General features: G+C 71.2%; 16 protein-coding genes. 7 read left to right on the top strand and 9 right to left on the bottom strand.

Going from position 1 to position 19450, the window contains the following annotated elements:
• Positions 1-93: 93 nt before the first annotated feature.
• From ACZ6Z4_RS36625 to ACZ6Z4_RS36615, 3 genes are read left to right on the top strand one after another with little or no spacing between them, the layout of a single operon-like run.
• Positions 94-1128: an AAA family ATPase gene (locus ACZ6Z4_RS36625; protein WP_184793736.1), complete on the top strand. Its 1035-nt coding sequence runs from the start codon at positions 94-96 to the stop codon at positions 1126-1128.
• A gap of 29 nt (positions 1129-1157) precedes the next feature.
• Positions 1158-2117 (top strand): DUF58 domain-containing protein, encoded by a 960-nt coding sequence (locus ACZ6Z4_RS36620; protein ID WP_344168433.1) that lies wholly within the window; start codon positions 1158-1160, stop codon positions 2115-2117.
• On the top strand, positions 2117-3070 hold the full coding sequence (locus ACZ6Z4_RS36615; RefSeq protein ID WP_465576168.1) for a VWA domain-containing protein: 954 nt from the start codon (positions 2117-2119) through the stop codon (positions 3068-3070). Before ACZ6Z4_RS36620 ends, ACZ6Z4_RS36615 begins: the two co-directional genes overlap by 1 nt.
• Here ACZ6Z4_RS36615 and ACZ6Z4_RS36610 read toward each other — a convergent pair.
• Positions 3067-3198 carry a hypothetical protein gene (locus ACZ6Z4_RS36610; protein WP_465576158.1) on the bottom strand — a complete coding sequence of 44 codons (132 nt, stop codon included), beginning with the start codon at positions 3196-3198 and terminating at the stop codon, positions 3067-3069. The genes ACZ6Z4_RS36615 and ACZ6Z4_RS36610 overlap by 4 nt on opposite strands.
• A 274-nt stretch (positions 3199-3472) precedes the next feature.
• Positions 3473-4219 carry an SDR family NAD(P)-dependent oxidoreductase gene (locus ACZ6Z4_RS36605; protein ID WP_465576153.1) on the bottom strand — a complete coding sequence of 249 codons (747 nt, stop codon included), beginning with the start codon at positions 4217-4219 and terminating at the stop codon, positions 3473-3475.
• Positions 4220-4244: 25 nt separating this feature from the next.
• Between ACZ6Z4_RS36605 and ACZ6Z4_RS36600 the strand changes: the two genes are divergently transcribed.
• The gene (locus ACZ6Z4_RS36600; RefSeq protein WP_465576150.1) at positions 4245-4709 is read left to right on the top strand and encodes a TetR/AcrR family transcriptional regulator; all 465 of its coding nucleotides are present in this window, start codon (positions 4245-4247) and stop codon (positions 4707-4709) included.
• A gap of 43 nt (positions 4710-4752) precedes the next feature.
• Here the strand turns inward: ACZ6Z4_RS36600 and ACZ6Z4_RS36595 are convergent, their stop codons facing one another.
• The gene (locus tag ACZ6Z4_RS36595) at positions 4753-7851 is read right to left on the bottom strand and encodes a glycoside hydrolase family 9 protein (protein ID WP_465576147.1); all 3099 of its coding nucleotides are present in this window, start codon (positions 7849-7851) and stop codon (positions 4753-4755) included.
• A gap of 105 nt (positions 7852-7956) precedes the next feature.
• Here ACZ6Z4_RS36595 and ACZ6Z4_RS36590 point away from each other — a divergent pair, with 105 nt between their 5' ends.
• Complete coding sequence (locus tag ACZ6Z4_RS36590; RefSeq protein ID WP_465576144.1) at positions 7957-8958, top strand: LacI family DNA-binding transcriptional regulator; 1002 nt, start codon at positions 7957-7959, stop codon at positions 8956-8958.
• A 184-nt stretch (positions 8959-9142) separates the two neighbouring features.
• Positions 9143-9640: a DUF3145 domain-containing protein gene (locus tag ACZ6Z4_RS36585; protein WP_465576141.1), complete on the top strand. Its 498-nt coding sequence runs from the start codon at positions 9143-9145 to the stop codon at positions 9638-9640.
• A 227-nt stretch (positions 9641-9867) separates the two neighbouring features.
• Here ACZ6Z4_RS36585 and ACZ6Z4_RS36580 read toward each other — a convergent pair whose 3' ends face one another.
• The 6 genes from ACZ6Z4_RS36580 to ACZ6Z4_RS36555 all read right to left on the bottom strand — a co-directional run bounded on the left by ACZ6Z4_RS36580 (position 9868) and on the right by ACZ6Z4_RS36555 (position 16521).
• Positions 9868-11286 carry an acyl-CoA carboxylase subunit beta gene (locus ACZ6Z4_RS36580; protein WP_465576138.1) on the bottom strand — a complete coding sequence of 473 codons (1419 nt, stop codon included), beginning with the start codon at positions 11284-11286 and terminating at the stop codon, positions 9868-9870.
• A 70-nt stretch (positions 11287-11356) separates the two neighbouring features.
• Complete coding sequence (locus ACZ6Z4_RS36575) at positions 11357-12592, bottom strand: beta-ketoacyl-[acyl-carrier-protein] synthase family protein (protein ID WP_363674904.1); 1236 nt, start codon at positions 12590-12592, stop codon at positions 11357-11359.
• 145 nt (positions 12593-12737) lie between these two features.
• Positions 12738-12986, bottom strand: coding sequence for an acyl carrier protein (locus ACZ6Z4_RS36570; protein ID WP_077017127.1), 249 nt, complete (start codon positions 12984-12986; stop codon positions 12738-12740).
• A 72-nt stretch (positions 12987-13058) separates the two neighbouring features.
• Positions 13059-14057: a beta-ketoacyl-ACP synthase III gene (locus ACZ6Z4_RS36565; protein WP_465576129.1), complete on the bottom strand. Its 999-nt coding sequence runs from the start codon at positions 14055-14057 to the stop codon at positions 13059-13061.
• A gap of 1 nt (position 14058) precedes the next feature.
• A complete protein-coding gene (locus ACZ6Z4_RS36560; RefSeq protein ID WP_363674908.1) occupies positions 14059-15249 on the bottom strand; it encodes an acyltransferase domain-containing protein in 1191 nt (396 codons plus the stop codon).
• Positions 15250-15327: 78 nt separating this feature from the next.
• The gene (locus ACZ6Z4_RS36555; protein WP_465576126.1) at positions 15328-16521 is read right to left on the bottom strand and encodes a PucR family transcriptional regulator; all 1194 of its coding nucleotides are present in this window, start codon (positions 16519-16521) and stop codon (positions 15328-15330) included.
• A gap of 1778 nt (positions 16522-18299) precedes the next feature.
• Between ACZ6Z4_RS36555 and ACZ6Z4_RS36550 the strand changes: the two genes are divergently transcribed.
• Positions 18300-19343: a PHP domain-containing protein gene (locus tag ACZ6Z4_RS36550; RefSeq protein WP_465576121.1), complete on the top strand. Its 1044-nt coding sequence runs from the start codon at positions 18300-18302 to the stop codon at positions 19341-19343.
• The last annotated feature ends 107 nt before the right edge of the window (positions 19344-19450 follow it).

Below are 19450 nucleotides of genomic sequence, written 5' to 3'. Positions count from 1 at the left end.
GGTTGACGGGCCTTTGGGAGGTTTGCCCCCGGATCTGATGGAATGGCCGTTGTTCCCGAGCACCAGGCCCGTGCGGGCCCCGGAAGGACTGGCATGACCGAAACCACCGTCCCGGCAGGGTCAGTGGCCCAGCAGTCTCGTCTGGTCGGCGAGGCGATCACCGAGGTCAAACGCGTGATCGTCGGCCAGGAGCACATGGTCGAGACGTTGATGGTGTCGTTGCTGGCCAAGGGCCACTGCCTGCTCGAGGGCGTGCCGGGGGTCGCCAAGACGCTCGCCGTACGGACCTTCGCGTCGGTGGTCGGCGGCTCGTTCGCCCGGATCCAGTTCACCCCCGACCTGGTGCCCTCCGACATCGTCGGGACCCGGATCTACCGGCAGACCCGCGAGGCCTTCGACATCGAGCTCGGCCCGACCTTCGTGAACTTCGTGCTCGCCGACGAGGTGAACCGGGCGCCGGCCAAGGTGCAGTCGGCGATGCTGGAGCTGATGGCCGAGCGGCAGGTGTCGATCGGCGGCCAGACCTTCCCGATGCCGAAGCCGTTCATCGTGATCGCCACCCAGAACCCGATCGAGTCCGAGGGCGTCTACCCGCTGCCCGAGGCGCAGCGCGACCGCTTCCTGGTCAAGATCGACGTCCCGCACCCGCGCGGCCACGAGGAGTTCGAGATCCTGCGCCGGATGAGCGTCGACCCGCCGCAGCCGCGCCAGGTGCTGCAGCCGGAGACGATCATGGAGCTGCAGCGCTCCGCCGAGCAGGTCTTCGTGCACAACCTGGTCGCCGAGTACGCCGTCCGCCTGGTGATGGCGACCCGGACGCCGACCGACTTCCACCTGCCCGACCTGGAGCCGATCATCGAGCTCGGCGTCAGCCCGCGGGCGACCCTCGGCCTGATCTCGGCCGGGCGCGCGCTGGCCCTGATCCACGGCCGCGACTACCTGCTGCCCAGCGACATCCAGACCGTCGCGCTGGACGTGATGGGGCACCGGCTCGGCCTGACCTTCGACGCGATCGCCGACAACATCGACGCCCGCGCCGTGATCGAGCGGATCCTGGCCACCGTCCCGCCGCCGCAGCCGGTCTGGCGCGACGGCAACGACCAGTCCGGCCGGCCCGAGTTCGTCTAGTGGCCAACCGACCCGACCCGAGGGCTGCGATGACGATCTCGCAGCTCGCGCCCGAGCGTGCGTTGCGGCGCCTCGAGCTGACCGTCGTACGGCGGCTCGAGGGGTATCTGCACGGTGAGCACCTCGGGCTGCTGCCCGGGCCGGGGACCGAGCTGGCCGAGGCCCGCGAGTACCAGGTCGGCGACGACGTCCGCCGGATGGACTGGGCTGTGACGGCTCGTACGACGATGCCGCACGTCCGCGACCTGATCGCCGACCGCGAGCTGGAGACCTGGGCGCTGGTCGACCTCTCGGCCTCGATGGACTTCGGGACCTCGCAGCTGGAGAAGCGCGAGCTCGCTGTCGCCGCCGTGGCGACGGTCGGGTTCCTGACCCACCGCCTCGGCGACCGGTTCGGCGGGCTGATGCTGCGCGACTCGACGCTGCGCCGCTGGCCCGCCCGCTCCGGCCGGCTCGCGCTGTACGGGCTGCTGCGCGCGCTGCTCGCCGAGAAGGACCACGGCGAGCACAAGGCGCGCAGCGACCTGGCCGGCGCGCTCGACTCGATGGCCCGCACGCAGCGCAAGCGCGGGCTGCGCGTGGTCGTGTCCGACTTCCTGACCCCCGAGGACGGCGAGATCGACTCCCGGATGGAGCCGTCCTGGGAGCGCGCGATGCGCAAGCTGACCGCGCAGCACCAGGTGCTCGCGGTCGAGATCGTCGACCCGCGCGAGCTCGAGCTGCCGAACATCGGCGTCGTGATGATCGGCGACCCGGAGACCGGCGCGGTGCGCGAGATCGACACCCGCAAGCGCCGGGTCCGTGAGGAGTACGCCGCCGCGGCGCTCGCGCAGCGGGAACGAACAAGGACGGCCCTGCGTAGGGTAGGAGCCGGGCACCTGGTTCTGCGGACCGACCGGGACTGGGTCGCCGACACCGTGCGGTTCGTGCTCGCCTACAAGCGAGTCGCGCCGCGCCTGCACCAACCGCCGAAGGGAGTGGCTCGCTGATGGAGTTCCTGTCTCCGGCCCGACTCTGGTTCCTGCTGCTGATCCCGCTGGTGATCGCGGCCTACATCTACCTGCAGCACCGGCGCGCCCAGTACGCGCTGCGCTTCACCAACATCGCGCTGCTCGACCGGGTCGCGCCGCGCCGCCCGCAGTGGCGTCGGCACCTGGCTGTCGGGCTGGCGCTGCTGGCGGCCTGCTCTTGTATCGTCGCGTTCGCCCAACCCAAGGACGAGGTCAAGGTGCCGCGCGAGCGGGCCACCATCGTGGTCGCGATCGACGTGTCGCTGTCGATGATGGCCACCGACGTCGACCCGAACCGGCTCGAGGCGGCGAAGAAGTCGGCGAAGAACTTCGTCAACCAGTTGCCGTCGAAGTTCAACGTGTCCCTGGTCAACTTCGCCGGTACGGCGTCCATCATCGTGCCGCCGACCACCGACCGGGCGACCGTGCAGCGGTCGATCGACGGCCTGGAGCTGGCCGAGTCGACCGCGACCGGTGAAGGCATCTTCACCTCGCTGCAGTCGCTCACCCAGGTCCCGCCGGACCCCGAGCACCCGAACGACCCGGCCCCGGCACGCATCGTGCTGCTGTCCGACGGGAAGCGCACGGTCGGCCGGACGGCGCAGGAAGGCGCGCAGGCGGCCAAGGCGAAGAACACCCCGATCTACACCATCACCTTCGGCACCGACTCCGGCTTCATCGAGATGGACGGCATCCGCCAGCGCGTCCCCCCGGACCGCGCCGAGCTGCGCAGCGTCGCCGAGATCACCGGCGGCGAGGCGTACACGGCGGAGTCCGCGGGCGAACTGGAGGACGTCTACAAGGACATCGGCTCGTCGGTCGGCTACGACAAGGTCGACAAGGAAGTGACGTCCCGCTTCGCGGGCATCGCGATGCTGTTCACCCTGGCCGCGGCCGGCGCGTGCATCGCGATGGCGTCGCGCTTCCCCTAAGCGTGCGGCTGGGCGTTCGCTGTCCGGGTGAAACCGCCGAGGTGCTCCGGGAACACGGTGATCGGGATGCCGGCCCCGGCCAGCTGGTCGAGCATCTCCAGGATGGCCGGCGTCGGTTCGCCGTACATCCGGATCGCGGTGGTGCCCTCCAGGGTCTCCTTGTACGACAGGTCGGACTTTCCGCGAGCACCCGCATGTGGTGCTCGAAGGAAGCGGTGTCGGGGTGCACCTGGACGTACTCGACCTCGGTGCCGTCGGCACTGACGTACTCGTGGAACGCGATCGTGGGCGGTTCGTTGTCCTGGATGAACCGGACCCAGCCGGGCACCCGGTCCTTCTCCGCGGCGAGCTTGCCGTCGCGGACCTTGTTCGTGGCGACGAAGACGAACGCTCCGGTCATGATCACACCTCCATGTCCACCGGGGTGTTCCCCGGCTTGGCGGCCAGGCTGCTCCACAGCGAGCCGGCAGTTCCGATGATGGACTGGCGGAACAGCCGCCAGTAGGTCTGTGGTCCGAGGATCTGCTTGCCGACCGGGATGAACTCCGCGTCCGGGCCGGAGTAGTAGCGCACCGGTGCCGGGTCGGCGTCCACGGCCGCCTGGTAGACGACAGCGGCGGTGACAGCCGGGCCCGAGCCGGTCGGCGAGTTCTGGGCGAAGAACGCGGCGACACCGGGCTGGTACGCCGCGGAGATGTCGGCGACGTCGATCTTGGTGAAGATCCGGGTCGCGTGCTGGCCGGGCAGGATCGCCCGGACCTTGACGCCGAACTCGGCCAGTTCGAGGTTGAGTGCCTCGCTCAGCGTGGCCACCGCGGCCTTCGACGCGGCGTACAGCGAGCTGTACGGATAGCCCTGCTCGGCGGTCAGCGACGCGATGTTGACCACCGCGCCGGAGCGCTGCGCGCGCAGTGCCGGCAGGAACGACTTGGTCAGCGCGATCAGCCCGAAGACGTTGGCCTCGAACTGGTGCCGGGCCTGGTCCATCGTGGTGTCCTCGAGCGGGCCCATCTGGTAGTGGCCCGCGTTGTTCACCAGGACGTCGACCCGGCCGAACTGCGCCAGCGCCCGCTCGGCGAACGTCGTGGTCGCGGCCTCGTCGGTGACGTCGAGCAGCACGGTCTTCACCGCCGGCAGCGCGTCGTGCACGCCGAGGTCCTGCTCGCGACGGACGGTGGCCGAGATCGGCCGCGCCGCCGGGGTCGACCGGTCGACGGTCTACCGCCGGTTCCCGTCCCGCGACGCGCTCGTCGCGGCGATGTTCGAGGCCAAGCTCGACGCGGCCCAGCAGGCGATCGACGAGGCGCGCGTCGAGACGGCGCCGTTCGCCGTCGCCGTGCACCGGTTCCTCGAGGAGATGATCCGGGTCGGCCGCCGCTGGCCGGTCGACATGTCGCTGATGCTCCAGGACGCGCCGAGCCGCGCCCGCCACGACGAGCAGCGGGCGCGGATCGAGCGGCTGGTCGAGCGCGGGACCCGGGACGGCGACGTCCGCGGCGACCTGCCGGCAGGCTGGGCCTGCGACGTCCTGCTCGCGCTGCTCGACCTGGCGATCCACCAGTACGAGGAGATCGAGCCGGGTCCCGCCGCCGACCTGGTGATGGACTCCTTCCTCAACGCGACCGCGACCGGCCGCTGAGGCCCGCCTGGTCGGCGGCAGCGCGGACGGCGTTCCCCGGCCTTCAGGTCCCGTTGATCAGCCGGACGGCGAGATCGGGGTTGAACTGCCCCGCCGGAGTGCTGGGCGCCGTGCCGCACGGCCCGTCCGAGTTGCCGGGGACCTTGATCCAGAGCAGCATCTCGGCGCCGCCACCCAGCTGCGTGGGGGAGCCGAGCCGGCGACCTGCGGGGTTGCACCAGTTGCCGTTCGAGCCGTTGCCGTTGCGGCTGGTGTCGACGACGTACGGCTTCGGCGTCGAGAGACCGGCGCGGACGTTGTTCGCGTACGCCGTGGAGGCCGCGGTCGTGTAGTAGTTCGACACGTTCACCGAGAAGCCGTGCGCCGCGCTGACCCCGGCGCCGGTCAGGCGCTGCGCCATCGTTGCCGCAGGCACCCATCCGGCGTTGCCGGCGTCGAGGTAGGTCCAGGTGTTCGGCGCCTTGTCCCGGAACTGCTGCAGCGCGAAGGTCAGCATCGCGTTGCGTTCGCTGATCTGCGCGGCCGTCATGCACTCGAAGTCGCCGAGGGCATCGGGCTCGACGATCACCAGCGCGGGGCGAGCGCCGATCGAGCTCGCGAAGGCCGACACCCAGGTCCGGTACGCCGCCGGCGAGCCGGCCCCGCCGCCGGAGTGGCCACCGCAGGCGTCGCGCCCGGGGAGGTTGTAGGCGACGAGGACGGGCAGCTTGTCCGCGTTGTCGGCCGCGCCGACGTACCCGCCGACGAGCTGGCCGATCGTCGAGCCGCTCGGTGCGTTGCCGAACCAGCGGGCCGTCGGCTTGGAGGCGATGTTGGTGTTGATGGTCGCCGCGCGGGAGTCGGAGGCGTGGGAGTCGACCCAGGCCTTGGGGGTCGATGTCGGGTTGACGTAGAAGCCGTTCGTGAGGTCGACGGGACTGGCCAGCGCCTTCAGGTTCCGTGACGTGCTCTCCGCGTCGGCGAACGCCGTGATCCAGGCCAGCGCCGAGTTCCAGTTCACCGCGACCTCGTTGGTCGAGTACGACCCGCTGTGGTCGACGTAGCACGTCGCCGGCGCGCACCCCTGCAGGTTGCGCTGCGCGACCGGGTCCTGGAGACCCGAGTTCGGCCCGCCCGCGAGCGACCCTGGGTACGGCGACGGCAGGGCCGGGTCGAGCGACTTGGCCCAGAAGCGGTGGTGCTGGTTCTGGCTGCTGCGTTCGCCGTACCCGGTGACGTAGGACTGGTTCAGCGCGTTGCGCCCGAGCAGGTAGTCGAGCGACTCCAGCGCCACCGTTCGGTACGTCGCCCGGTGCGTCAGGTCGTACGCGACCCCGAGGATCATCGCGCTGTTCGCGACCGCGCTGTTCGACCCCCAGACGTACTTCCCGTCCAGAGGCTGGTACGAGTTCGCATACCCCTGCCCCTGCGCGGCGGCAACGTACACGTCCGCCACCGACGAGATCCGCGTTCGCAGCTTCCACTGGTCCAGCACCGACAACCGCCACGGCGCCCGCGCCAGCGCAAGGTCGGCCAGCCCACCCGTCTCCTGCCACGAGAACCCGTCAGCAGCCTTCAGCTCCGTCGTGATCGCTCGCCGGTACGACGCCTTGCCGGTGGCAACGAACAGCTCGGCTGCCGCCCACGAGAACTCGTCGCTGACCTTCGTGTCGTCGTACGCGCCACCGCCGACGCCACCGTCCGGCGCGTAGACCGCCGGATGCGCCACGGCGGCCTTCCAGGCCCGCTCCGAAGCCTTGAGGCAGCGGGCGGCGAGCGCCTTGTCCCAGGCCGCGTAAACCCGCGCACAGCGCGCGCCGACCGCCGCCACGTTCAGCGTCGCAGCGGTCGACGGCGGGTACAGGTACCGCGGCTGCGGATCGGCTGACGGCAGCAGCGGCAGACCGGTCCACGCGACGTCGTGGATCTTGTGGTGCACCATCCCGGACGGCGCCTGCATCCGGAGCAGGAAGTCGATCTCCCACCGCGCCTCGTCCAGTACGTCGGGCGTCCGGTTGCCGGCCTCGGGGATGCGCAGGGCGACGCCGCGGTCGCCGTGCTGCGCCGACCGCTCGTACAGGTCGAGCAACTGCCAGGCCGCCAGGGCGCCGTTCACGACGTACTTGCCGTGGTCGCCCGCGTCGTACCAGCCGCCGTGCACGTCGAGGCTGTAGTCGCACGTCCCCGGCAGGCAAGGGACCGAGATGTCACCCTGGTTGGGCGCGACGCCGAGATGACCGGCCGGGCGCGCGTAGGCGGCACCGACGTACTGGGCCTCGATCGGGATGCCGCTGCGGTTGTTGTAGAAGTACGCGAGCGCGTCCCGGCGCAGCGACCGGTAGAGATCGTTGCCGAGGTCAAACGCTTCGCTCACGTCCGAGCCGACGGCGAGCCGGAACCCCTGGCCGTTGCCTCGGTACCGGCCGAAGTCGATCAGCTGCACCCGCGTTCCGGCCGCCGCGTCCATCCCGTACGGCGTGGTCGAGCCCGAGCTCACGACGCGCTGCGTCGCGTCGAGCAGCCGCCACTGCTGCGGATCCGCCGCGTCCGTCACGTACGTCGCCCGCCGCGGCCCGTCGTTCAGGTAGCCGACCTGGTTGACCCGGACCGGCGACCCGAGGTCGCGGATCCCGCCGGGCGGCACGACGCCACCGACCAGTGAGATGTCGTCGAGGCACAGCGTGAAGCCCGCACCGTTGCCGCCGGCCTGGAAGCTGAGCTGCGCGTGCTCGCTGCTCACCGGCGACGGCGCGGTGAACTCGAAGCTCTGCGGTGTCGCGCCGAGCGCGGCCGGCTTGTTCAGCACCGTCGTCTGCGGCGTCCCCGCGAGTTGCACGACCGCGCGGACCGTGACGTCCCGGCTGGCCGTTGCCGTGAATCGCAGCCGGTAGTCCTGACCCGCTTCGACCGGGATGTCGTCCTGGCCGATCATCGCGTCCCAGACGTTGACCGTGCCGGCCGGGACGTCGGCGCAGAGCCGCCCGTCCCGCACCGCGGTCGGCGTACTGCCGCTGCTCCACCACGGCGCCTTGTCGGCGGCGTCGAACGTCCCGTTCAGGACCCGCTCGTACGCCGGATCGGCCGCCTGCGCGGCGGGTGGGGTGACGAACGGGACCAGCAGCGCCGCGAGGGCGAGCGCGGACCAAGGGCGGGACGGGATCATGCGCTGCCTCCGTGGGCGATTTGGGAGCGCTTCCAGTCCGACCAGGGTGACCAGGCTGTGATCAGGTGTCAAGATGTACCGGGAGCGCTTCCAGAAAGGGACCGGATGAGCAAGCGGCAGGTGACGCTCGACGAGGTGGCCGAGCGGGCGGGGGTCTCCCGGTCGGCGGCGTCGCGGGTGATCAACAACGCGCCGCACGTCAGCCGCGCCAAGCGCGAGGCGGTCCAGCAGGCGATCGATGCGCTCGGCTACGTGCCGAACGCGACCGCCCGTGCGCTCGCCACGCAGCAGGCCGGCTCGGTCGTGCTCGCGATCTCCAGCGAGGACCCGGCGCTGTTCGCCGACCCGTTCTTCGCCGAGGTGGTGGTCGGGATCTCGTCGGTCCTGGAGGAGACCGACCTCGAGCTCGTCCTGTCGCTGGCGACCTCGCAGCGCAGCCGGGCCCGGCTCGAGCAGCTGCTGCGGACCCGGCAGGCGGACGGCGTGATGCTGATGTCGCTGCGCGAGGACGATCCGCTCGCCGCGCTCGCGCAGCAGGCCGACGTACCGGTGGTGTTCGGTGGCCGGCCGCTCGGCTTCGAGCCGTCGTACTACGTGGACGCGGACAACCGCGGGGGAGCGCGGGCCGCGACCGAATACCTGGTCGCCGCGGGCCGGACCAGGATCGCGACCATCACCGGCCGCCTCGACGAAGGCGCCGGTACGGCGCGCTACCGCGGCTTCCAGGAGGCGCTCGCGGTCGCTGGGCTGGAGGCGACGCGGGTCGCGCACGGCGACTTCGCCGAGGATGGCGGCGCCCGGGCGATGGCGGAGCTGCTCGACCGCTGGCCGGACCTGGACGCGGTGTTCGTCGCCTCGGACCAGATGGCGGTCGGCGCGCTGCGGGTGCTGCGCGAGGCCGGCCGGGCGGTGCCGGACGACGTACGGGTGGTCGGCTTCAACGACATCGCGAGCGCCGCGCACACGGTCCCGCCGCTGACCACCGTGCACCAGCCGATCCAGGCCCTCGGTCGCGAGATGGCCCGGATGCTGCTCGCACTGCTGGCGGGGGAGCAACCTAGTCCACTGATCCTGCCGACGCGACTGGTCGTCCGCGCGTCGGCCTGAAGGGCGCCGACACATTCCGGACCGATCGGTGCAGCATCGCGACACGACGGTGATGTGGTTGACACGGCGAGGTTACTGGTGTCAAAGGGATCTGTGGTGCAAGATGGGTCTCGCTGTCAGGACCGACTGGCCGTGATTCGAGAACGCTGGGGAAGGCGCAGCTCGAGCACAAAAGGAGGTCCTGGTGGCGACGACTCGTGGCGTTCTGTACGTCCACACGGTGCCGTCAGCGCTGTGCCCGCATGTCGAGTGGGCAGCGGGCGGCATCCTTGGCGTGCCCGTGAAACTGGACTGGACCCCGCAACCGGCGGCCCAGGGTCAGTACCGGGCCGAGCTGTCGTGGCAGGCGGAAGCCGGTACGGCGGCCAAGCTGGCGTCCGCGCTGCGCGGGTGGCAGAAGCTGCGCTTCGAGGTGACCGAGGAGCCCAGCAACGGGGTCGAGGGCGAGCGGTACTCGTTCACCCCGGCGCTCGGGGTGTACCACGCGACCACCGGGGTGCACGGCGACATCATGGTGCCCGAGGACCGGCTGAAGGCCGCGATGCTCAAGGCCGCGAGCGGCGAGGCCGACCTGACCGAAGAGGTCGAGCGCTTGCTGGGAAGGCCGTGGGACGACGAGCTCGAGCCGTTTCGCTACGCAGGTGACGGTGCTCCCGTTCGCTGGCTGCACCAGGTTGTGTAGGCACTGAATCAAGTGCCTGAGCCGAAACCTGAGAAGTTCTGAAGAAAGCAGTGAAGGCAGGAGCTTTTCGGTGGATCTTCGACGATGCTGGTCAGGTACTTCCCGCTAGGGGACAAAAGCGTGGCCGTTGGGCCACCGGGTGTCGGGACACCCCCGGTTGTCACAAACAACGGCCGCACCACGTGGAAAGGGCGCGAACCGCAACGGTTCGCGCCCTTTCGCTTGTCCTACAACGGGATGTTTCCGTGCCGCCCACGAACATGCTGGTCGGCGGCGGCGATCGCGGCGGCCAGCGCCGACCGCGTCCTGCCCGGCTCGACCACCTCGTCGACGACGCCGATCTGCCGGGCCCGCTCGATCCCGCCGGCGATCTTCTCGTGCTCGGCCGCCAGCTCGGCCTCGACCTGCGCCTTCAGCTCCGGCGCGACGTCGGCGAGTTTGCGCCGGTGCAGGATCCGGATCGCGGCCACCGCGCCCATCACCGCCACCTCGGCGCGCGGCCAGGCGAACACCCGGGTCGCGCCGAGCGAGCGCGCGTTCATCGCGATGTACGCGCCGCCGTACGTCTTGCGGGTCACCAGCGTCACCCGCGGGACGACCGACTCGGCGAAGGCGTGCAGCAGCTTGGCTCCTCGCCGTACGACGCCGTCCCACTCCTGACCGACCCCCGGCAGGTACCCCGGGACGTCGACCAGCACGACCAGCGGCACCCCGAACGCGTCGCACATCCGGACGAACCGCGACGCCTTCTCCGCCGACAGCGCGTCCAGGCAGCCGCCGAGCCGCAGCGGGTTGTTCGCGATCACGCCGACCGTGCGCCCGCCGAGCCGGCCGAGCGTGGTGACGATGTTCGGCGCCCAGCGCTGGTGCAGCTCGACGCCGGACTCCTCGTCGAGCACGCCGCCGACCAGCGGGTGCACGTCGTACGCGCGCTTGGCGGACTCCGGCAGCAGGCCGGACAGGTCGGTGTCGGAGACGTCGCCGGAGACCTCGCCCTGGTTCGCGAACAGGTCGGCCAGCCGGCGCGCCTGCTCGATCGCGGCGGCCTCGGTGTCGGTGGTGATGTGGACGACGCCGGAGCGCCGCCCGTGCGGCTCGGGACCGCCGAGCCGCAGCATGTCGACGTCCTCGCCGGTGACCGAGCGGACCACGTCCGGCCCGGTGACGAAGATCCGGCCCTCCGGCCCGAGGATCACCACGTCGGTCAGCGCCGGCCCGTACGCCGCACCGCCCGCGGCCGGGCCGAGCACGACGGAGATCTGCGGGATCTTGCCCGAGGCCTGCGTCATCGCGTAGAAGATCTTGCCGACCGCGTGCAGGCTGAGCACACCCTCGGCGAGCCGGGCGCCACCGGAGTGCCACAGCCCGATGATCGGCAGTTCCTCGCGCCGGGCCACCTCGTACGCCGTACAGACGACCTCGCAGCCCTCGTCGCCCATCGCGCCACCCATCACGGTGGCGTCGGAGCAGAACGCGACCACCGGCGCGCCGGCGATCGTGCCGCGGACGGCGAGCATGCCGGACAGGTCGTCGGGCGTGATCAGCTCGAGGCTGTCCGGGTCGAGCAGGTTCGTCAGCCGGGTGTGCGGGTTGCGCGGATCGAGCTCGCGCGGCAGCTTCGCCGGCTTCGCAGGGGCAGTGGTCATGGCCATCTCCAGGGGATCAGCTAGCGAAACTGCCTGCGGGGGAGCCGGGCCCGGAGGCCCGGCTCACTACTCAGACCGACTTGAACGCGAGCGCCACGTTGTGGCCGCCGAAGCCGAACGAGTTGTTCAGCGCCGCGATGTCGCCGTCGGCCAGCTTGCGCTGCTCGGTGGCGATGTCGAGGTCGACGCCGTCGTCCACCTTGTCCAGGTTGATCGTCGGCGGTACGACGCGGTGGTGCAGTGCCAGCACGGTCGCGATCGACTCGACCGCTCCGGCCGCGCCGAGCAGGTGACCGACCATCGACTTCGGCGCGGTCGCGATCGCGTGGTCGGTCGCGCTGCCGAGCGCCTTGCGGATCGCGATCGCCTCGGCGACGTCACCGGTCGGCGTGGAGGTCGCGTGCGCGTTGATGTGCACGATGTCGCCGGCGGCCAGGTCGCCCTCGCGCAGTGCCATCAGCATCGCGCGCTCGGCGCCCGAACCGGTCGGGTCCGGCTGCACGATGTCGTGGCCGTCGGCGGTGATGCCGGAGCCGGCGAACTCGGCGTAGATCTTCGCGCCGCGGGCGACCGCGTGCTCGTAGGTCTCCAGGACCAGGACGCCGGCGCCCTCGCCGAGCAGGAAGCCGTCGCGGTCGACGTCCCACGGACGCGACGCGCGCTCCGGGTCGTCGTTGCGCTTGCTGAGCGCCATCATCTGGCCGAACGCGGCCAGCGGCAGCCCGGCGATCGACCCCTCGGCGCCACCGGCGACGACGATGTCGGCGCGGCCGAGCCGGATCTGGTCGGCGGCCAGCGAGATCGCCTCGTTGCTGGAGGCGCAGGCCGAGACCGGGGTCTGGACACCGGCGAGCGCGCCGAGCTCGAGGCCGACGTTCGCGGCGGCGGAGTTCGGCATCAGCATCGGGATCGCCAGCGGCGAGACCCGGCGCGGGCCGTTGCGCAGCGCGTCGTAGTTGGTCAGCGTGGTGAGCAGGCCGCCGATCCCGGTCGCGATCGCGACGCCCAGGCGGGTCTTGTCCAGCTCGACGTCGGCCAGGCCGGAGTCCTTCCAGGCCTCCCGGGCGGCGACCACGGCGAACTGCGCGTTGCGGTCCAGGCGGCGGGCCTTGACCCGCTCGATGATCTCGGTCGGCTCGACCGCGGCCGGCGCCGCGATCTTCACCGGCAGTTCCTCGACCCAGTCGGCGGTCAGCAGCTTGGCGCCGGACCGGCCGGCCAGCAGGCCTTCCCAGGTACTGGCGACGTCGCCCCCGACCGGGGTCGTCGCTCCGAGCCCGGTGATCACGACTCGGGTCTTCGACATGGTTACCTCATCCTTCGGCGAGAGAACTGGGTGCGGGACGCCGGCGTACGGGCTCGGCGGTGGTGCGAGGGAGCCGGCCGGCGCTCACCGGACCCCGCGAGGGGCCGGTGAGCGCACACGGCCAGCACGATCGAGAAGGACTCGATCAGCCGTTCTGGGCGCGCTCGATGAACGCGACCGCGTCGCCGACGGTCTTCAGGTTCTTGACCTCGTCGTCGGGGATCTTCACGCTGAACTTCTCCTCGGCGGCCACCACGACCTCCACCATGGAGAGCGAGTCGACGTCGAGGTCGTCGGTGAAGGACTTGTCCAGCTGGACGTCCTCGACCGGGATCCCCGCGATCTCGTTGACGATCTCGGCGAGGTTGCTGCGGATCTCTTCGGTGCTGGCCATCTGTGTGGTTTCCCTTTCGGATTCTGCTACTGCTGGTACGCCGGGACCGGGGCCCCGGACATCTGAGGGGTACTACGGGATCCGGATCACCTGGCCGGCGTAGACCAGCCCGGCTCCGAAGCCGATGATGAGCGCCAGGTCGCCGCTCTTCGCCTCGCCACTCTCGCGCATCGCGCTGATCGCGAGCGGGATCGACGCGGCCGAGGTGTTGCCCTGGCGCTCGATGTCGCGGGCCACCTTGACGTGGTCGGGCAGCTTCAGCGAGCGGTGCATCGCGTCGGTGATCCGCATGTTGGCCTGGTGCGGCACGAACAGGTCCAGGTCGTCGGCGGTCACGCCGGCCACGTCCAGCGCCTGCTGCGCGGTCTTGGCCATCTCGAACGCCGCCCACCGGAAGACCGGGTTGCCGTCCATCGTCAGGTGCGGCCAGTTGAAGCTGCCGGCCGCCTCCTGCCAGGACTCCTTCTGGCTGATCAGCTCGTGCTGCGTGCCGTCGGAGCCCCACACCACCGGGCCGATGCCGGCCTCGTCGGACGGGCCGATCACGGCCGCACCGGCGCCGTCGGCGAAGATGAACGCCGTACTGCGGTCGGTCCGGTCGGTGATGTCGCTGAGCCGCTCGACGCCGATCGCCAGCACGTACTTCGCGCTGCCGCCGCGGACCAGGTCGCTGGCCATCGCGACGCCGTAGCAGAAGCCTGCGCAGGCGGCCGAGATGTCGAACGCAGCGGCGGTCGGGGCGCCGACCTCGACCGCGATCCGGGTCGCGATCGCCGGGGTCTGGTACAGGTGCGTGACGGTGGCGACCACGACGCAGCCGATCTGGGCCGGGTCGATCCCGGAGTCGCGCAGCGCCTCCTTGGCGGCCTCGACCGACATCATCAGCACGGTCTCGTCCGGCTCGGCCCAGCGCCGCTCGCGGATCCCGGACCGGGTCCGGATCCACTCGTCGCTGGAGTCGATCTGCTCCAGGATCACCGAGTTCGGCACGACCGTGCGCGGCCGGTACGAGCCGAGGCCCAGGACGGCGGTGTGCTGCGCACCCTGAACGGTGCTGATCGTGCCGGTCATGTCAGTTCCCTCCGCTGGGGTGCAACCGGACCAGCGGCTGACCGGGGGCGACCGGGTCGCCCTCCTCGACCAGCCACTCCACCACGATGCCGCCGTGCGGCGCGCGGACCTCGAGCTCGTCGCGCAGGCTCTTCACCGTCGCCACCACCTCGCCGGCCTCGACCGCGTCGCCGGTCTCCCGCTTGACCTGCGCCTCACGGGTGAAGGTGCCCTTCATCGGCGCGACCAGCAGCCGCCAGGTCGGCGAGGCGTCGATCTCCGACGGGCTGCCGTGCTTGTCGACGAACGCGCGCGCGTCGTCGAGCTGGTCCGGCGTCTTCAGCGCGAACGTCTCGACACCCTTCAGCGCCCGCTTCGCGATCCCGGTCAGCGTGCCGGCCGGGGTCATCTCCAGGATGCCGGTGACCTGCAGGTCGGCCATCGTCTGCATGCACAGGTCCCAGCGGACCGGCGCGTTGACCTGCTGGACCAGCCGCTGCAGCACGTCGCGGCCGTCGTGCACGACCTGGCCGTCGCGGTTCGAGATCAGCCGCGTCCGCGGGTCGTGCGTGGTGATCGAGTTGGCGTACCCGGCCAGGGTCTGGACAGCGGGCTCCATGTGCCGGGTGTGGAAGGCGCCGGCCACCGACAGCGGGATCAGCCGGGCCTTGGCCGGCGGGTCCGCGGCCAGCGCGGCCAGCTCCTCGACGGTGCCCGCGGCAACGATCTGACCGGGGCCGTTGTCGTTGGCCGGGGTCAGCCCGTACTGGTCGAGCTTGGCCAGGATCTCGTCCCGGTCACCGCCCAGGACGGCGGTCATCGACGTCGGGGTCAGCGCGGCCGCCGAGGCCATCGCCTTGCCGCGCTCGCGGACCAGGACCATCGCCTGCTCGGCGCTGATCACGCCGGCGCCGACCGCCGCGGCGATCTCGCCGACGCTGTGCCCGGCCAGCGCGCCCATCTTCTGGAACGCGTCACCGGGGTGCGGGAAGACGGCCAGCGCGGCCAGCATGCTGGAGGCGACCAGCAGCGGCTGCGCGATCGCGGTGTCGCGGATGGTGTCCGCGTCGGCCTTGGTGCCGTAGTGGGCGAGGTCGAGACCGGCGACCGCGGACAGCCAGTGCAGCCGGTTCTCGAAGACTGGGTCCTCCAGCCACGGCTCGAGGAAACCTGGGGCTTGAGCGCCCTGACCGGGCGCGACGATGACGAGCACGTGACAACTCTCCCTGAGCCGAGCCGTTCGTGGGCTACAAAGCAGCACGAATTCTACTGCCTGGACTTTGTGGAGATCCTACAAAACGTGCGAACCGGGCTCGGGGTTGAGCAGGCGGCCCAGTGCCAGTGCGACACGTAACGTGAAAGCGTCGCGGGGGTTGCCCGGCGCGTAGCCCGTGATCTCGCCCACACGCTTCAGCCGGTACCGGACAGTATTGGCGTGGATGAACATCGTCCGGGCGGTCGCCTCGATCGATCCGCCGGAGTCGAGGTACGCGCTGACGGTGTCGAGCAGGACCCCGTCGCCCAACGTGAGCGGGCCGTAGACGTCGGTCGCGAGCTGGCGGCGGGCGTGACCGTCACCGGACAAGGAGCGCTCGGGCAACAGCTCGTCGGCCTGCACCGGCCGCGGAGCGCCCGGCCAGGCAGGTGCGGCGCGGAGCCCGGCGACGGCCGCCCGCGCCGACGTGACCGCCGACATCAGGTCCTTGACAACCGGCCCGACGACGATCGGGCCGGGTCCGAACCAGCCGGCCAGATTTTGTACGATCTCCACAGGTTTACTCGTACCACCGAGTACCACGACCAGCCGGTCGCCCTGCATCGCGCACAACGCGTCCGCGCCGGCCTCCCGCGCCGCCGCCCGCACGGAGTCCGCGACGTTCGCCGTACCGGACTCACCTTCGAGCGCGCGCCCCACCACGACGGCGACCTCGGACGACCCACTGGCCCCGGTCCACCCGAGCGCCGAAGCCCGCGACCTGACCGACTCGTCGGCCTCCCCACGAATGACCGAGTCGACCACCAGCGCTTCCAGCCGAGCGTCCCACGCCCCCCGCATCTCAGCGGCCTGCGCGTAAACGGTCGCCGCCGCGAACGCCACCTCCCGCGCATACCGCTGCATCGCCTCCCGCACCGCCGGCACATCATCCTCCGGCAGCAGATCCCCGATGGTGTTCTCGATCATCTCGATCGTCGTCCGCAGCAACTCCACGGTCTGATGCAGGCTGATCACCCGCGTGAACTCCCGCGGCGCCGACCCGAACATCCGCGTCGGCATCGAAGAGTTCGCCTCCGGATCCCGAAACCAGTCCACGAACGCCGTGATCCCCGACTGCGCCACCAGCCCGATCCACGACCGATCCTGAGCCGAAAGCGTCCGAAACCAGGGCAGCTCCTCGTCCATGGCAGCCATCGCCGCAGTGGCCAGAGCCCCGGTCGCCCCTTGCAACCGCTCAGCCCGCGCTGTGTGCCCCTTCACCTTCGCCACGCCCCGACGATAACCGCCGCCCGCACGGGCTGACCCGCGGCCACCACCCGACGACTAGGCAATCCCGCCGCCCGACATGAAGCCCCCACCCGGCCCACGGACCCAACGCGACGATCAGGCGCAACCGTGCCGCCCGACACGCAGCCGCCACCCGACCCCAACGCGACGATCAGGCGCAACCGTGCCGCCCGACACGCAGCCGCCACCCGGCCCACGGACCCAACGCGACGATCAGGCGCAACCGTGCCGCCCGACACGCAGCCGCCACCCGGCCTACGGACCCAACTCGACGATCAGGTGCAAGCCCGCCGCCGCGACACGGAACCGCCATCCGGCCCACCCGGCGAACCGCCGCCCACTCACCGCCGAGCATCCGACACCCACCACTGACCATCCCCCGCCGGTCGCCTCGCCGCCCGGCGTGTCGACGGCGTGCCGCCGCCGCACTGCTGGTTGGACAGTGGTGCAGGTCGCGAGTCCCCGGGTTCCACCTGCGCCAGACACCGCGCTGCCCGACGTCCTCCGCCTGCGCCAGACACTGCGCAGCTCCACGTCCTCAGGCTGCCGCCCAGCGCCGCCCCCCGAGGCCCCTCACGACACGGCGATCAGGCGGACGCCCACCACCCACCACCCTCCGCCGGTCGCGTCGCCGACCGGCGTGTCGACGGGGTGTCGCCGCTGTGCTGCTGGTTAGTGGATGCTGCACGTCGCGAACCTTCGGGACTCCGCCTGCGACAGGTGGCGCAGCGCGCAACACCTGTCGCGCCAGGCCGACACCGTCGGCCGCACCCGCGCCCGCCACACCGTGCCTTCGCCGCGCCCACGTTCCCAACGCACCCGCGCCACCTCTTGCGCCGCAACGCCGCTCCACACGACGCCCCTACCTCGCGACGCCACGCCGCGCCCGCGCGCCCACGCGGCGCCCACCGCGCCATGCGACGCCCACACCGTGCACGCGCGGCACCCCGCGCGACGCCTGCACCACGCCACGCCCACACCACCCCATGCCCACGACGCGCGCCACCCGACGCCCACGGCGCGCCACCCCACGCCCGCGCCGTGCCACGCCGCCAGACCACGCGACGCCCGCACACGCCACGCGCACTACCCACAAGACGCCCGCACCACACCACGCGACACCCGCACCACGCCACGCGACCCCACACCGCGGTGCGTCCGGGTGCGCCAGTTCACCGCGCTCTGCCCCGCGGGCAACCTCGCCGTGCTTCGCGCTCTCGCGCTCAAGCGCGCCGTGCCCGGCGCTCGACTGGTGTGGCTCGCGCGACGCGGCGGACATCCACCACTCACCAACCACCACCCGGCACCCCGCCGACCGGCGTGTCGGCGGCGTGTCGGCCGCTGTGCGGCTGGTTGGTCAGTGATGCAGGTCCGCGAGTTGCTGCACTGCGGGGTGGCCGCCCGTGCTGCAGGTCTGCTGCTTGGTGTGGTGCGGGGTCGCCGCCCGCTGGCACGCAGCCGATCTGCAGCACTGATCAACGCCACCTGGCATGCAGTAGAGCGCGTGTCGACCGGCGTGTCGCACGCTGCACGCGCGGTTGATCAGTGGTGCAGGTCGGCAAGGTGGTGCGGTGCGGGGTGGCCGGCCCGTGGATTGGCGTCGAACCGGTCGCCGCGTGGGTTGGCGTCGGTGTGGTAGAAACCGCCTGCCACATGGGCCATCTCGACCTGCTGCCGGCCGCCGCCCAAGCGCAGGCGCCGGCGCCTCGGGGTGGGCTGGTTGCGCGGGAATGGTCCGTGGGACCCGCCATGATGGGGGGATGAGTGACAAGGCTGGGGTGGTGGCGGCGGTTGAGGCGCTGCGGGCGATCGGGTACTTCCTGGAGCGGGACCGGCAGCCGACTCATCGGGTGAAGGCTTACCGGCGGGCGGCGGACACGATCGAGGCGTTGCCGGCGTCGGAGGTGCGGGCGCGGAAGCGGGCGGGGACGTTGACCGAGTTGCCGGGGATCGGGCCGAAGACCGAGGCGGTGATTCTCGAGGCGATGGACGGGGCGGTGCCGTCGTACCTGACGAAGCTGGAGCAGGGCGCGTCGGCGTTGACCGAGGAGGGGACGGCGATGCGGACGGCGTTGAAGGCCGATCTGCATCTGCATTCGGACTGGTCCGACGGTGGCAGCCCGATCGAGGAGATGGCGCGGACTGCCGCGCGGCTCGGGCACTCGTACATCGCGCTCACTGACCACTCGCCGCGGCTGACGGTCGCGAACGGGCTGTCGCGGGAGCGGCGGTTGCAGCAGCTCGACGTGGTCGCGGAGATCAACAAGAAGCTCGCCGACGAGTACGACGGGTTCCGGATCCTGAACGGGATCGAGGTCGACATTCTCGACGACGGTTCGCTGGACTGCGACACCGAGATCCTGGCTCGCCTCGACGTCGTCGTCGCGAGCGTGCACTCCAAGCTCCGGATGGCGTCCGAGCCGATGACCGAGCGGATGGTGAAGGCGATCGCCAACCCGCACGTCGACATCCTCGGCCACTGCACCGGGCGCCTGGTCACCGGCGGGCGGGGGACCCGCCCGGAGTCGGACTTCGACGCCGAGGTGGTGTTCGAGGCGTGCCGCCAGTTCGGTACGGCGGTGGAGATCAACTCGCGGCCCGAGCGGCTCGATCCGCCGCGGCGGTTGCTGACGCTGGCGGTCGAAACGGGGTGTCAGTTCTCGATCGACACCGATGCGCACGCGCCCGGGCAGCTTGATTGGCAGCCGTACGGGTGTGAGCGCGCGGAGGAGTGCGGGGTCGAGCCGGAGAACGTGGTGAACACCTGGGACATGGATCAGTTGTTGGAGTGGACGAACAGCTGAGGACCGCCCGGACGCCGGTTGGGTCGCCGGTGCGCACGAGGCGCAACGTGCGGGCGGCCGGAAGATCCGGTTGGTGACTCGACGTATCGGTGATGAGCTGCGGGCGA

The sequence above is a fragment of the Kribbella sp. NPDC104740 genome, from assembly GCF_055583505.1.
The sequence above is the reverse complement of the archived record's forward strand: the minus strand, read 5'-3'. Positions and strand labels throughout refer to the sequence as shown.